The organism is Streptomyces sp. NPDC017676 (genome assembly GCF_044329325.1).
Lineage (GTDB): Bacteria > Actinomycetota > Actinomycetes > Streptomycetales > Streptomycetaceae > Streptomyces.
On record NZ_JBIRJA010000001.1, the window covers coordinates 474,009 to 486,375 of the forward strand.

The 12,367-nt window shown below is 69.3% G+C and carries 10 protein-coding genes and 2 tRNA genes; 8 read left to right on the forward strand and 4 right to left on the reverse strand.

The window, feature by feature from the left end:
* The first annotated feature begins 59 nt into the window (after positions 1-59).
* Entirely contained in the window at positions 60-506 is a 447-nt protein-coding gene (locus tag ACH4LD_RS02100) for an HD domain-containing protein (protein WP_398053284.1), read from the forward strand.
* Between the two features lie 88 nt (positions 507-594).
* Here ACH4LD_RS02100 and ACH4LD_RS02105 read toward each other — a convergent pair whose 3' ends face one another.
* Positions 595-1,770: an acyltransferase family protein gene (locus ACH4LD_RS02105; protein WP_398053285.1), complete on the reverse strand. Its 1,176-nt coding sequence runs from the start codon at positions 1,768-1,770 to the stop codon at positions 595-597.
* Positions 1,771-2,211: 441 nt separating this feature from the next.
* Between ACH4LD_RS02105 and ACH4LD_RS02110 the strand changes: the two genes are divergently transcribed.
* Complete coding sequence (locus tag ACH4LD_RS02110) at positions 2,212-2,406, forward strand: hypothetical protein (protein ID WP_030648672.1); 195 nt, start codon at positions 2,212-2,214, stop codon at positions 2,404-2,406.
* A 483-nt stretch (positions 2,407-2,889) separates the two neighbouring features.
* Here the strand turns inward: ACH4LD_RS02110 and ACH4LD_RS02115 are convergent, their stop codons facing one another.
* Positions 2,890-3,369 (reverse strand): hypothetical protein, encoded by a 480-nt coding sequence (locus ACH4LD_RS02115; protein ID WP_398053286.1) that lies wholly within the window; start codon positions 3,367-3,369, stop codon positions 2,890-2,892.
* A 192-nt stretch (positions 3,370-3,561) separates the two neighbouring features.
* Positions 3,562-3,632: transfer RNA gene (locus ACH4LD_RS02120), tRNA-Gly, on the reverse strand.
* A gap of 159 nt (positions 3,633-3,791) precedes the next feature.
* Between ACH4LD_RS02120 and ACH4LD_RS02125 the strand changes: the two genes are divergently transcribed.
* The 5 genes from ACH4LD_RS02125 (at position 3,792) to clpX (ending at position 8,522) form a co-directional block, all read left to right on the forward strand.
* Positions 3,792-3,868: transfer RNA gene (locus ACH4LD_RS02125), tRNA-Pro, on the forward strand.
* Positions 3,869-4,062: 194 nt separating this feature from the next.
* Positions 4,063-5,451 carry a trigger factor gene (gene tig, locus ACH4LD_RS02130; protein ID WP_398053287.1) on the forward strand — a complete coding sequence of 463 codons (1,389 nt, stop codon included), beginning with the start codon at positions 4,063-4,065 and terminating at the stop codon, positions 5,449-5,451.
* 274 nt (positions 5,452-5,725) lie between these two features.
* Positions 5,726-6,331: an ATP-dependent Clp protease proteolytic subunit gene (locus ACH4LD_RS02135; protein WP_051009690.1), complete on the forward strand. Its 606-nt coding sequence runs from the start codon at positions 5,726-5,728 to the stop codon at positions 6,329-6,331.
* A 67-nt stretch (positions 6,332-6,398) separates the two neighbouring features.
* Entirely contained in the window at positions 6,399-7,064 is a 666-nt protein-coding gene (locus tag ACH4LD_RS02140) for an ATP-dependent Clp protease proteolytic subunit (RefSeq protein ID WP_030648613.1), read from the forward strand.
* A 171-nt stretch (positions 7,065-7,235) separates the two neighbouring features.
* Entirely contained in the window at positions 7,236-8,522 is a 1,287-nt protein-coding gene (gene clpX / locus ACH4LD_RS02145; RefSeq protein WP_030648610.1) for an ATP-dependent Clp protease ATP-binding subunit ClpX, read from the forward strand.
* Positions 8,523-8,595: 73 nt separating this feature from the next.
* Here the strand turns inward: clpX and ACH4LD_RS02150 are convergent, their stop codons facing one another.
* The gene (locus tag ACH4LD_RS02150) at positions 8,596-9,555 is read right to left on the reverse strand and encodes a hypothetical protein (protein ID WP_398053288.1); all 960 of its coding nucleotides are present in this window, start codon (positions 9,553-9,555) and stop codon (positions 8,596-8,598) included.
* A gap of 137 nt (positions 9,556-9,692) precedes the next feature.
* On the opposite strand from ACH4LD_RS02150, the gene ACH4LD_RS02155 reads away from it, so the two are divergent.
* Positions 9,693-12,317: a valine--tRNA ligase gene (locus ACH4LD_RS02155; RefSeq protein ID WP_398053289.1), complete on the forward strand. Its 2,625-nt coding sequence runs from the start codon at positions 9,693-9,695 to the stop codon at positions 12,315-12,317.
* Positions 12,318-12,367: the final 50 nt, after the last annotated feature.

Below are 12,367 nucleotides of genomic sequence, written 5' to 3' on the forward strand. Positions count from 1 at the left end.
CCGGGCCGGGTCGCTCTCCGCGGGGGCGCCGGGTACGGGGGCAGAGGGACACTGGAGCCATGACCCAGCTCACGCTCGCGGAGGTCGAGGCCGTCGCGCGGGCCGCCCACGAGGGGCAGACCGACAAGGCGGGGCAGCCGTACGCCGAACACCTCGCGGCCGTCGCCGAGGGAGTGCGGGCCCGTGGCGGCGACCCGGAGCAGATCGCGGCGGCCTGGCTGCACGACTCCGTCGAGGACGACGCGCTCAGCCGGGAATGGCTGGCCGCCGCCGCCCTGACCCCGCGCACCAAGGCCATCGTGGACGCCCTCACCAAGCGGCCCGGGGAGGAACTGGAGGCGTACACGCGCCGCATCCTCGCCACCCCGGGCGCGCTGCTGGTGAAGGAGGCCGACCTGGCGCACAACGCCGACCCGCGGCGGCTGGCGGCGCTCGACGAGCCGACCCGGAAACGGCTGACCGAGAAGTACGCCAGGACACGCGCACTTCTCGGTTCCCGGGCCTGAGCGAGGTTCCGGACGGGCGGGTTGCGGACGGGCGGGTTGCGGACGGGCAGGGTAGCTGACGGGCGGGTTGCGGACGGGGCGGGGCCGGCTAGACGCCGACCGTCTCCCGCGGCTTCTGCCGCTCGCGGGCCAGTTCGGCCGCGTCCTCCCGGAACGCCCACTCCATCCTCGGCTCCATCGCGAAGCGGAAGACGCGCTGCACCGGCTTGGTGCACAGCACCGTGACGGCGGCGGCCGCGAGGACGGTGACGGCGACCGTGCCCAGGGCGCCGTACCGCTCGGCGAGGTCGAACCCGCCCGCGTAGAGCGTGCCCTTGACCACGAAGCCGTGGAGCAGATAGCCGTACAGCGTGCCCGCGCCGAGCGCGGTGAACCACGTCCGGCGGCCCGGCACCCAGGCGAGGAAGCAGGCGGTCAGCAGCAGCGCGCAACCGAACATGGCCAGCGTCATCAGCGGTCCGGTCCACCAGGGCGCACCGATGTCCTGCGCCGAACTCTGCCGGTAGAACCATCCGCCGTCCACGCGCGGCACCGTCCACCAGCCGACGGCCAGGGCCGCGGCGAACACCGGTACGGACAGCACCCGCACCGCGGGCCGGCGTATCAGCGCGAAGTGCTCGGGCTTCAGCAGCAGGCCGAGGACGAAGCAGGGCAGGAACTGCAGGACGCGGCCGAGGTCCAGGTTGTCGTCGAGGCCTGGGGTGACCGATCCGACCATGGCGATGCCCAGTGCGAGGGGCAGCGGCCGGCGGACCAGCTTCCACAGGGGGGTGGTCAGGCGCCAGATGAACAGCGCGCACAGGAACCAGGTCAGGTAGTAGGGCGAGACGAGACTGATCGGGTCGTCGGCGTGGCCCGCGTAGCGCCGGAACAGCGAATAGGCGATCTGGAACAGCAGGTACGGGACGGCTATGCCGGTGACCAGCCGCTTCAGCCGGTCCGGGCGCATGTCGAAACTGCGGGAGAAGTAGCCGGAGATGACGATGAACGCCGGCATGTGGAAGGTGTACACGACGTTGTACAGGCCTTCGAGGGCCCGGTTGTCGGTCTTGATGGCCGACCAGGAGTGCCCCAGTGCCACCAGCACGATCGCGAGGTACTTGGCGTTGTCGAAGAACGCGTCACGCTGTCTGCCCGGTCTGTCGGTCCGCGACTGCTCCGGCGTGTGCGTCGGGGTTCGCCGGTCGGGCACTCCGCGCACCGGCGGCTGTGCCGGGGGGAGCGGCCTGCGGCTGTGGCCGGGGGACGTTGCGGCGTCGAACATCTCAGGCACCCTAGCGTCGGCTGTGGGATTCCGTAAAACCCGCACTGTCATTCCTGGTTATCCAGCGCGGGTACCCCGTAATTCACCGAACTTGCCATCCGGGTCCACGTGATGATGGGCACACAGGTGTCGCCCGTTCGCCCTGGATGTACCGATTAATACAGACTAATTCGGGCATACGGCGCCTCGGTGTCCCGTACGCGGATTCCTCGCCCCGTGCATTGCGTGGTTATTGAAACGAAGTCCCTGGAATTCGTGTGGATTTCGTGACCGCGTCGCCGGTCGCATTCCTGTGCGAGGTGTCCCGCGCATGTGTACCCGTCCGGCGTTGCGTCAGGACCCGCATACCGGGGGCGCGTTGGTGGCACGATGGTTCTGGCGGGGGTGCGCGGGCCGTACCTCCGGGCCGGGAGAGCGGACCGACCGAGGGTGTGATCAGTTGTGGCCATTTCACTGTCTGTGGTGCTGCTGTTGGCGATCATCCTGGTGGTGTTGATCCGAGGGGGGAACATCAAGGCCGGCCCAGCGATCGTCGCCATCCTCTTCGGCTTCTTCCTCGCCTCGACCGGCATGGCGCCGTCGATCAACCGGTTTCTGAACTCGATAGCGGAGTCCATCAACTCGATCAGGTTCTGACCCGGCGGCGGAGCGGGGGTCCTGAACAGGCCGGACGACGCCGGCAACGGGGGATACGTACGGGGTAGGGCGCCGGGCTGCCTCCGGCCGCCGCGTCCGGTTCCGCAGCGGGGTGACCGCCGCCCGCGACACCCTCACGGCACCCGCCGAGGGACCGCACCCCTGGACGGCCGCCCCTCTGATCCCCGGCGAGGACCTCGGCACCCACGCCCGCCGACACGGCCCGCTCCACCCCGTCCGACCGCGCGCACTCGCCACCGGGCCGGAGTGCTCCACCGGGACACATCCGAGCCACCTCGTGCCGGTGGCGACCCGCCCACCACCTTCGCCACCTGGCCCCGCCGCCGTCCGGCGCGCCGCCGCCGACCTGCGCACCCGCAAGGTCACCGGCACGCTCCGCGACCGCGACGACAGCACCACGGCGGTCCCCGTCCTGTCCGGCGGCGCCCTGTGCGTCCTGCTTCCCGCGCGCACGTCGAGCGCTCAGCCCGGGACACCTTCCAGCGGCAGGCGGTCGCGGTGGTACTCCGACTCCAACCACTCCTCCTTCACGAAGAGCGGGCGCGTAAGGAGCGCTTCCCCGACCCGCTGCTCACGAAGGAGGATCCCGAGATCGGTCAGGGAGAGCGATGCGTCAGGTGTGTACAGCACCCAGTTCCCGTGCTCGGCGGCGTGGTCCAGGAGGAACTGGTGCCCCTGCGCCGGATCGCTGCCCGCCAGCGGGAAGCCTGCCAGGAAGACCTGCGGTCCGGCGACCGCATCCAGCGCGACGCATGCGAGCCTGCCCGCGTCGTAGAACGCCTTCACGCCGCCCGGGAAGTCCTCCTGGCCGTACGGGCCGCCCACCCGTGCCTCCGGCTCGGAGACCGTCAGTGCCTCGGCAACCTCTGCCGGCGACATCCCGAACCGCAGCGGCCCCACGCCGCCCTCGGCCCGCAAATCCCACCGCTCGCGCTCGTCCATCTCACTCCCACGTTTGATCGGCCCATGGTCGTGTCCCCCGCATGCGCCGCGACGGATCCGCGGTCGGCGACGGCGCCCCCTCCATCCCGGCCGAAGGCACACGCAGGGGGCACGGAGGGCTGATCCGCCCCAGTGACGGCCGAAGGCCCAGGAAGAGGAGAACAACCTCTCACCTGGGCCTTCGGCATCCAGAGCGGGCGACGGGAATCGAACCCGCGTAGCTAGTTTGGAAGACTAGGGCTCTACCATTGAGCTACGCCCGCAGCAGTGCGCCGCAGGTCGGTGACCGCGGCACGTAAGGCATCGTAGCGGGTCGCCCGCCGCCGAGGCCAACGAGTCGGCCCCGTCGCACCGCGCGTCCCGCCCCGGAGAATGCGGCCGACGGATCGGGCCGGGGCATGTACCCTACGTGTCGCACCAGACGGGGTGTGGCGCAGCTTGGTAGCGCGTCCGCTTTGGGAGCGGAAGGCCGTGGGTTCAAATCCCGCCACCCCGACCACCGGCTCGTGACGTCCGGCTCAGTGACGTCGCGGTGATCGCCTTTTGGGGCGCTGACCGGCTGCGGTTACTATGCAAGCTGCGCGCCCGTGTGTCCCGGCCCTCACGGCCTACGTACTCCTCCGGGCGGCGAAATCCGCCGGACCCATCGGGCTCCGGCAGAACCCGAGAAGTCAGCCACAAGGAGACCGAACCGTGAAGAGCGCCGTGGAGACCCTGAACCCGACCCGGGTTCGGCTCACTGTCGAGGTGCCCTTCGAGGAGCTCAAGGACAGCCTCGACGCGGCGTACAAGAAGATCAACCAGCAGGTCACGGTGAAGGGCTTCCGCAAGGGCAAGATCCCGGCCCGCGTGATCGACCAGCGGTTCGGCCGCGGTGCGGTGCTGGAGGAGGCCGTCAACGACGCGCTGCCCAAGTTCTACACCGAGGCGGTCAACGAGGCCGAGCTGAGCCCGCTGGGCCAGCCCGACGTCGACATCACCGAGCTGAAGGACGGCGAGACGCTGAACTTCACCGCCGAGGTCGACGTCCGCCCGGCCCTGGAGATCCCGGACTACTCCGGTATCGAGGTCGAGGTCGACGCCGTCGAGGTGACGGACGAGGACATCGAGAAGTCCGTGGAGCAGCTCCGTGAGCGCTTCGCGTCGACCTCTCCCGTCGAGCGCGCCGCCGAGGACGGCGACGTCGTCACCATCGACCTGGAGGCCAAGGTCGACGGCGAGGTGCTGGAGGACGGCATCGCCAACGGCGTCTCCTACACCATCGGCTCCGGCGAGCTGCTGGACGGCATCGACGACGCCGTCAAGGGCCTGTCCGCCGGTGAGGAGGCCACCTTCACCTCCGAGCTGAAGGGCGGCTCCGCCGCGGGCAAGGAGGCCGAGGTCACCGTCAAGGTCACCCAGGTCGCCGCCCGCGAACTGCCCGAGCTGGACGACGAGTTCGCGCAGCTGGCCTCCGAGTTCGACACCCTGGAGGAGCTGAAGGCGGACAGCCGCAAGCGCCTCACCAACATGAAGCAGTTCGACCAGGCCACGCAGGCCCAGGAGCGCGTCCTGGAGAAGCTGCTGGAGCTGGTGGAGGTCCCGGTCCCCGAGAAGCTCCTTGAGGACGAGATCAACACCCGCAAGCACAACCTGGAGCACCACCAGCTCGCGCAGATGGGCCTCACCCTCGACAAGTACCTGGAGATCCAGGGCAAGACCGCCGAGGAGTTCGAGACCGAGACCCGCGAGGCCGCGGTCAAGGGCATCAAGACCCAGTTCGTCCTCGACGAGCTGGTCAAGAAGGAGAACCTCAACGTCAATCAGGAGGAGCTCACCGAGCACCTCATGCGGCGTGCGGCCTCCTCCGGCATGTCCCCCGACCAGTTCGCCCAGGCCGTCGTCGAGGGCGGCCAGGTGCCGCTGCTGGTCGGCGAGGTCGCCCGTGGCAAGGCCCTGGCCGTCGTGGTCGAGTCCGCCACGGTGAAGGACACCAACGGCGAGGTCGTCGACCTGGACGACGAGGAGGAGACCGAGGAGGCACCGGCCCAGGCCGAGGCCACCGAGGCGTCCGACTCCGCCGAGGAGAAGACCGAGGGCTGAGCGGCCCCGCGGCGCCTGTGAGGCACGTACGACGGGCCCTGGGGGCTTCCCCCGGGGCCCGTCGGCTTCCCCCGGACCCGTCGCCCGCCGCCTGCCCCGGCACGGCCGTGGCGGGCATTCCGCGGCGCCCCCGCGGAGCGACCTGCGCTCACAGCGAACAGCTCACTTACCGGGATTCCCCGGAGGGAACGTCGCGTTAGGGTCCATGAAAGGCAGAACAATGAGACGGCCCGGCGCCGTCGTAAGACGAGCAGGTGGATACGTGACGAATCTGATGCCCTCCGCCGCCGGCGAGCCTTCCATCGGTGGTGGCCTCGGCGACCAGGTCTACAACCGGCTGCTCAACGAGCGGATCATCTTCCTCGGCCAGCAGGTTGACGACGACATCGCCAACAAGATCACCGCGCAGCTGCTGCTCCTTGCCGCCGATCCGGACAAGGACATCTACCTCTACATCAACAGCCCGGGCGGCTCGGTCACGGCCGGCATGGCGATCTACGACACCATGCAGTACATCCCGAACGACGTGGTGACGATCGCCATGGGCATGGCCGCCTCGATGGGCCAGTTCCTGCTGACCGGCGGCGCGGCCGGCAAGCGCTTCGCCCTGCCGCACGCGGACATCATGATGCACCAGGGCTCCGCGGGCCTCGGCGGTACGGTCTCGGACATCAAGATCCAGGCCGAGTACCTGATGCGCACCAAGAAGCGCATGTCGGAGCTGACCGCCCTCCACTCGGGCCAGACGGTCGAGGCGATCATCCGCGACGGCGACCGCGACCGCTGGTTCACCCCGGAGGAGGCCAAGGAGTACGGTCTCATTGACGAGATCATCACGCATGCCTCGGGTGTTCCGGGAGGCGGCGGCACCGGTGCCTGACCGGTCCGGCCACGCCACGCACCGCCGAGACACCAGCCCCCCGAACGCCACCAGGACGGTGAACCCCATGAGCAACTTCCCCGGCGCCGCCAGCGGCATGTACGAAGGGCCCCGCCCCGACAGCCGCTACGTCATCCCGCGCTTCGTCGAGCGCACCTCCCAGGGCATCCGCGAGTACGACCCGTACGCGAAGCTCTTCGAGGAGCGCGTGATCTTCCTGGGCGTCCAGATCGACGACGCCTCCGCCAACGACGTCATGGCGCAGCTGCTGTGCCTGGAGTCGATGGACCCGGACCGGGACATCTCGATCTACATCAACAGCCCCGGTGGCGACATGACCGCCCTCACGGCGATCTACGACACGATGCAGTTCGTGAAGCCCGACATCCAGACGGTCTGCATGGGCCAGGCGGCCTCCGCCGCGGCCATCCTGCTCGCCGCGGGCACCCCCGGCAAGCGCATGGCGCTGCCGAACTCCCGGGTGCTGATCCACCAGCCGGCCGGCTCCACCGGCCGCGGTCAGCTCTCCGACCTGGAGATCATCGCCAACGAGTTCACCCGGATGCGTGAGCAGCTGGAGAACATGCTGGCCAAGCACTCGAACCGACCGATCGAGCAGGTCCGCGAGGACATCGAGCGGGACAAGATCCTCACGGCCGAGGAGGCGCTGGAGTACGGCCTCGTCGACCAGATCATCTCCACCCGCAAGCTGAACAACAGCGCGGTCCGCTGACAGCGCAACCACGCACGTGGGGCCCCTCTTGGCACGGTGCACGTCAAAGTGAACCCTGCCAAGGGGGGCCCGAACACCGGGCCCGGCAAGGTACCGTCGGACATAAGGCAGCACCAGGAGCCGCTGGACTCATAGCGTCCAGGCGTCTCCCAGGCGAAGGGGAAGCACACCGTGGCACGCATCGGTGACGGCGGCGATCTGCTCAAGTGCTCGTTCTGCGGCAAGAGCCAGAAGCAGGTCAAGAAGCTCATCGCAGGGCCCGGTGTGTACATCTGCGACGAGTGCATCGATCTCTGCAACGAGATCATCGAGGAGGAGCTCGCGGAGACCAGCGAGGTGCGCTGGGAGGAGCTGCCCAAGCCCCGCGAGATCTACGAGTTCCTTGAGGGCTACGTGGTCGGCCAGGAGGCCGCCAAGAAGGCGCTCTCCGTCGCGGTGTACAACCACTACAAGCGGGTCCAGGCGGGCGAGAACGGCGGCGCGAGCGGCCGGGACGACGCCATCGAGCTGGCGAAGTCCAACATCCTGCTGCTGGGCCCCACGGGCTCCGGCAAGACGCTCCTCGCGCAGACGCTGGCGCGCATGCTGAACGTCCCGTTCGCGATCGCCGACGCCACGGCGCTGACCGAGGCGGGCTACGTGGGCGAGGACGTCGAGAACATCCTCCTCAAGCTCATCCAGGCGGCCGACTACGACGTCAAGAAGGCCGAGACCGGGATCATCTACATCGACGAGATCGACAAGGTCGCGCGGAAGAGCGAGAACCCGTCGATCACCCGTGACGTCTCGGGCGAGGGCGTCCAGCAGGCCCTGCTGAAGATCCTGGAGGGCACCACGGCCTCGGTCCCGCCGCAGGGCGGCCGCAAGCACCCCCACCAGGAGTTCATCCAGATCGACACGACGAACGTGCTGTTCATCGTGGGCGGCGCCTTCGCGGGTCTGGAGAAGATCATCGAGGCGCGGGCCGGCGCCAAGGGCATCGGCTTCGGCGCCACGATCCTCTCCAAGCGCGAGCTGGAGTCGAAGGACGTCTTCGAGGACGTCATGCCGGAGGACCTGGTCAAGTTCGGCATGATCCCCGAGTTCATCGGCCGCCTGCCGGTGATCACGTCGGTCCACAACCTGGACCGCGAAGCGCTCTTGAAGATCCTGGTCGAGCCCCGCAACGCGCTGGTCAAGCAGTACCAGCGCCTGTTCGAACTCGACGGCGTGGAGCTGGACTTCGAGCGCGAGGCGCTGGAGGCCATCGCCGACCAGGCCATCCTGCGCCAGACCGGCGCCCGCGGCCTGCGCGCCATCATGGAGGAGGTCCTCCAGGGTGTGATGTACGAGGTCCCGTCCCGCAAGGACGTCGCCCGCGTCGTCATCACCGCCGACGTGGTCCTCTCCAACGTCAACCCGACCCTGATCCCGAGGGACGCCCGGGGGCGGGGCTCGGGGGAGCAGAAGACGGCGTAGCCGCACCCGTCACGCACACGAAGGGGCCCCGGTCGACCGACCGGGGCCCCTTCGTATGTCGCCGGGGAACGCGTCAGCTCTTGACGCGGACCTGCGAGCGGAACTTGGCGGTGAGTTCCGCGTCCTTCGCCGGGTCGCTGCTCCGGCCCGCCGCGAGGTTGGCGATGTCCATCGGCATGACCAGGCCGAGGGTGCTGTGGTCACCCCAGATGCAGATGGTCATCGTCACCTGCTTCGGGCCGCCGCTGGTCGCACCGGTGGGGGCGGTGGCCTGCTGGCACTTGAGGACCGCGCCGTCGAGCCCGGCCGGCTCGTACGCCTTCGGCTCACCCTTCAGTGCGGCCTCGCTGTCGCCGTCCTTCTGGGCTTCGGTCTTCATGTAGGCGAACATCGCGTCGACGGCCTTCTCGGGGTCGTCGATGGTGCCGTAGACACCACCGAAGTTGATCCCCTTCTGGCTCAGCGGGTTGTCCTTGTCGCCGGACTTGTACTCCGCGCTGACGTCCTTCGGATCGTGCACGCCCCACTTCTCGGCGTCCTTCAGATCCTCCTCCGTCATCGTGTCGCCCTTGCCGTCCGTCTTCTTGTACTCGGACAGCACCGTCGCCGGCGTCGTCAGCTTGTGCGGTCCGTCGTCCGCCACGCCGCCGCTGCCGCTGCCGGAGAGCAGGAAGTACGCGCCCACCGCCACGGCCGCCACCACGGCCACCGCGCCGATGACCAGGCCCGTCTTCTTCTTGCCCCCGGCCGGCTGCGGTGCCTGCGGCATGCCGTAGGGCGGCTGCTGCTGCCCGTAGGGGTTCGGCTGCTGGCCGTACGGGCCGGGCTGCTGCGGCGCGCCCTGCTGCGGGTAGCCGTATCCCGGCTGCGGGGTCTGCGGGGTCTGCTGGGGGTAGCCGTAGCCGGGCTGGGGAGCCTGCGGCGGCTGGCCGTAGGGGCCCGGTTGGCCGTACGGCCCAGGCTGCCCCTGCTGGCCGTACGGACCCGGCTGCTGGGGCTGCTGGCCGTACGGGCCCGGCTGGTTGTTGCTCATTCCTGGGTTCCCCTCCAGAAGCTTATGTGTTCCTGACATCCTGACCCAGGCACGGGAACGGCACGGCACCGGGGGCCGCACCGTTACAGAACAAAGGCGTTTCGGGACCACCCCGTGACACCTCTAAACTGACCCCCGTGACCGAGAACGCTCAGCAGCAGCCACCCGCGCCCGACACCGAACTGCCGACCCAGTACGCGCCGGCCGATGTAGAGGGGCCGCTGTACGAGCGCTGGGTAGAGCGGGGCTACTTCGAGGCGGACGCGAAGAGCGACAAGCCGCCGTACACGATCGTCATCCCGCCGCCGAACGTCACGGGCAGCCTGCACCTCGGGCACGCCTTCGAGCACACGCTCATCGACGCCCTCACCCGCCGCAAGCGGATGCAGGGCCACGAGACGCTGTGGCAGCCCGGTATGGACCACGCCGGCATCGCCACGCAGAACGTGGTCGAGCGCGAGCTGGGCAAGGAGGGCAAGTCCCGGCAGGACCTGGGCCGAGAGGCCTTCGTCGAGCGGGTCTGGCAGTGGAAGGCCGAGTCCGGCGGGCAGATCTCCGGGCAGATGCGGCGCCTCGGTGACGGCGTCGCCTGGTCGCGTGAGCGCTTCACCATGGACGAGGGCCTGTCCCAGGCCGTCCAGACCATCTTCAAGAAGCTCTACGACGACGAGCTGATCTACCGCGCCGAGCGCATCATCAACTGGTGCCCCCGCTGTCTGACCGCGATCTCGGACATCGAGGTCGAGTACCAGGACGACGACGGTGAGCTGGTCTCCATGAAGTACGGCGAGGGGGACGACACCATCGTCGTCGCCACCACCCGTGCCGAGACGATGCTCGGTGACACCGCCGTCGCCGTCCACCCGGACGACGAGCGGTACAAGCACCTCGTCGGCAAGCTCATCCGGCTGCCGCTGACCGACCGCTCCATCCCGGTCGTCGCGGACACGCACGTCGACCCCGAGTTCGGCACCGGTGCCGTCAAGGTCACCCCGGCGCACGACCCGAACGACTTCGAGATCGGCCAGCGCCACGACCTGCCGGCCGTCACCGTGATGGACGAGCACGCCGTGATCACCGTCCACGGCCCCTTCCAGGGCATGGACCGCCTGGAGGCCCGCTCGGCGATCGTCGCCGCGCTGCGCGCCGAGGGCCGGATCGTCGCCGAGAAGCGGCCGTACGTCCACTCCGTCGGCCACTGCTCGCGCTGCAAGACCACCATCGAGCCGCGCCTGTCCATGCAGTGGTGGGTCAAGGTCGGACCGCTGGCCAAGGCCGCCGGCGACGCCGTCCGCGAGGGCAAGGTCAAGATCCATCCGCAGGAGATGGAGAAGCGCTACTTCGACTGGGTCGACAACCTCCACGACTGGTGCATCTCGCGCCAGCTCTGGTGGGGCCACCGCATCCCGGTCTGGTACGGCCCGGACGGCGAGGTCGTCTGCGTCGGCCCGGACGAGCAGCCCCCCTCCGGCGAGGGCTGGCACCAGGAGACCGACGTCCTCGACACCTGGTTCTCCTCCGGCCTGTGGCCCTTCTCCACGCTCGGCTGGCCCGAACAGACCGAGTCGCTCGCGAAGTTCTACCCGAACTCCGTCCTGGTCACCGGCTACGACATCCTCTTCTTCTGGGTCGCCCGGATGATGATGTTCGGCCTGTACGCGATGGACGGCACCCCGCCGTTCCACACCATCGCCCTGCACGGCATGGTCCGCGACCAGTTCGGCAAGAAGATGTCCAAGTCCTTCGGCAACGCGGTCAACCCGCTGGACTGGATGGACAAGTACGGCTCCGACGCCCTGCGCTTCACCCTGGCCCGCGGCGCCAACCCGGGCGTCGACGTGCCGATCGGCGAGGACTGGGTCCAGGGCTCCCGCAACTTCGCCAACAAGATCTGGAACGCGACCCGCTTCGCGCTGATGAACGGCGCGACGGTGGACGGCCCCCTGCCGGACCCGTCGGCCATGTCGGCCACGGACCGCTGGATCCTCTCCCGCCTCAACTCCGTCGTCGCCGAAGTCGACGCGTACTACGACGACTTCCAGTTCGCCAAGCTCTCCGACGCCCTCTTCCACTTCGCGTGGGACGAGGTCTTCGACTGGTACGTCGAGCTGTCCAAGACGGTCTTCCAGGCGGGCGGCGAGCCGGCCGAGGTCTCCAAGCGCGTCCTCGGCGAGGTCCTGGACGTCACCCTCAAGCTGCTGCACCCGGTGGTCCCGTTCGTCACGGAGACCCTGTGGACGACGCTGACCGGCGGCGAGTCGGTCGTCATCGCCGACTGGCCGACCGACAGCGGCTTCCGTGACGCGGCGGCCGAGCAGGAGATCTCCACCCTCCAGTCGGTCATCACCGAGGTCCGCCGCTTCCGCGCCGACCAGGGCCTCCAGCCCGGCCAGCGGGTCCCGGCCCGTCTGACGCTGGACGGCACGCCGCTCGCCCCGCACGAGGCCGCCATCCGCCAGCTCCTCCGCCTCCAGCCGGAGGGCGAGGGCTTCACGGCCACGGCGACCCTGCCGGTGGCGGGCGCCGAGGTGGCCCTCGACCTCTCCGGCACGATCGACGTCGCCGCGGAGCGCAAGCGGCTGGCCAAGGACCTGGCCGCCGCGGAGAAGGAGAAGGCCCAGGCCACGGGCAAGCTCGGCAACGAGGCGTTCCTGGCGAAGGCCCCGGAGAACGTGGTGGACAAGATCCGCACGCGCCTGGCCAAGGCGGACGAGGACATCGCCCGCATCACCGCGCAGCTGGAGAAGCTGCCGGAGGCGTAGCCGGTTGTACGCGGGTGAGGCCCCGGTGCTGTGCAGCGCCGGGGCCTTCA

Bases quoted from the DNA above. Each gene is read 5' to 3' on its own strand.
- ACH4LD_RS02100 (WP_398053284.1), top strand. From the start codon at position 60: ATGACCCAGCTCACGCTCGCGGAGGTCGAGGCCGTCGCGCGGGCCGCC.
- ACH4LD_RS02105 (WP_398053285.1), bottom strand. From the start codon at position 1,770: ATGTTCGACGCCGCAACGTCCCCCGGCCACAGCCGCAGGCCGCTCCCC.
- ACH4LD_RS02115 (WP_398053286.1), bottom strand. From the start codon at position 3,369: ATGGACGAGCGCGAGCGGTGGGATTTGCGGGCCGAGGGCGGCGTGGGG.
- ACH4LD_RS02135 (WP_051009690.1), top strand. From the start codon at position 5,726: ATGCCCTCCGCCGCCGGCGAGCCTTCCATCGGTGGTGGCCTCGGCGAC.
- ACH4LD_RS02140 (WP_030648613.1), top strand. From the start codon at position 6,399: ATGAGCAACTTCCCCGGCGCCGCCAGCGGCATGTACGAAGGGCCCCGC.
- ACH4LD_RS02150 (WP_398053288.1), bottom strand. From the start codon at position 9,555: ATGAGCAACAACCAGCCGGGCCCGTACGGCCAGCAGCCCCAGCAGCCG.